Source organism: Acidiphilium sp. PA (assembly GCF_026191915.1).
In the GTDB taxonomy this organism is placed as follows: domain Bacteria; phylum Pseudomonadota; class Alphaproteobacteria; order Acetobacterales; family Acetobacteraceae; genus Acidiphilium.
The window spans coordinates 1-1,134 of record NZ_JAIMBY010000085.1 but is presented as its reverse complement, the minus strand read 5'-3'; the positions used below and the strand labels follow the sequence as shown (position 1 = coordinate 1,134).

At 61.0% G+C, this 1,134-nt stretch carries 2 protein-coding genes and 1 pseudogene; 2 read left to right on the top strand and 1 reads right to left on the bottom strand.

Features of this window, described 5'->3' with window-relative positions:
• Both AruPA_RS21680 and AruPA_RS21675 read left to right on the top strand, forming a co-directional pair.
• Window positions 1–424 (top strand): annotated as a pseudogene (locus tag AruPA_RS21680) (hypothetical protein); the annotation flags it as partial.
• Entirely contained in the window at window positions 339–566 is a 228-nt protein-coding gene (locus tag AruPA_RS21675) for a transposase (RefSeq protein ID WP_405055198.1), read from the top strand. The pseudogene AruPA_RS21680 and the gene AruPA_RS21675, both read left to right, overlap by 86 nt.
• Window positions 567–726: 160 nt before the next feature.
• On the opposite strand, the gene AruPA_RS21670 is transcribed toward AruPA_RS21675, so the two are convergent.
• A complete protein-coding gene (locus AruPA_RS21670; RefSeq protein WP_408859163.1) occupies window positions 727–936 on the bottom strand; it encodes a hypothetical protein in 210 nt (69 codons plus the stop codon).
• Window positions 937–1,134: the final 198 nt, after the last annotated feature.

Genomic DNA, 1,134 nt, shown 5'->3' with positions numbered 1-1,134 from the left:
CTGCTTGACGGCTGGAACGGAGGTTGGGCTGATACGGCATGCTCAAAAATGCAGAATGGGCGCTTGGATCTGGCCTCGAGCTCTTGGGGTCGGAGTGCCGCGACGGGCGCTGGACGGTCTCGGCCGTGGGCTGCATGACGCCGACCTCTCAACACTTTATGGCATTCGCCGCGTCGTCCATACGCTGCGCCAAGATTTGGCGGCGGTTGCCAATTTCAGCGAGGGCAATGTGAACGCCTGCGCCGCTGCGGGGATTGAACCGGTGATCGCGATGGGTCGTGAAGCGCATCATCCATCGCTGGCCGAACGTTTCGCAGAAGACCCGACCCCGCCGAAGGATCCCACGCCGGTCGCATCAATGCGCCATCGGCTCCAGACCAAAGAAGGCAATGAAGCGCTACGCCCTGCGCAAGCAGACCCCTGAACCAGTGTTCGGCATCATCAAGTCGGTACTCGGGTTCCGTCAGTTCCTGCTGCGTGGCCTCGACAAGGTCCGCGGCGAATGGAGCCTCGTGACCATGGCGTGGAACATGAAGCGGATGTTCGCCCTGGCAGAGGCAAACTGAGCCAGATCATGCCCTTTCGCGCCGATTTGGTACCGCTGTGAGGGGCGCAGTGATCGTCGGCACAATGGCCGAGGTCTCAAGTGCGGATTCCGCTATCCAGTCACGCAGCGGGAACCGTCACGCAGCCGCCAATGACCTCCTCCCACCAAACATCCCCAAGCTAACTCCGACAGGCTGCTAGAGCCGTGACGACGGCATCGAGTTCCTCCGGTTTCGCATTGGTTGGCACAAGGGTTGCTGCCAACTCGACCATTTCCTCGCTATCGGAGAGGATTTCGATTTCGCGGATCGGATAGTGCGCCGCTTCCAGCTCGGCGAACAGCAGGTCGCGCACATCCGAAACATCGGCCGGATCGCACATTGCGTGAATCGCATATTGCGCCTCGGTCGCACGGGCATCGATCGGTCGGCGATTGATATAATTGACCAGTGTGTCAAATCGCGTCCAAACGCGACCCCCTTTTCGCGTCCAATTCCGACCCCTTTGGGCGTTAGAAACAGCGTTAGCGGCGGGGGCTTATCCACGTAGTGCATAGGGGGGACCCGCGCGCCGCGGAGTGCCCGACGA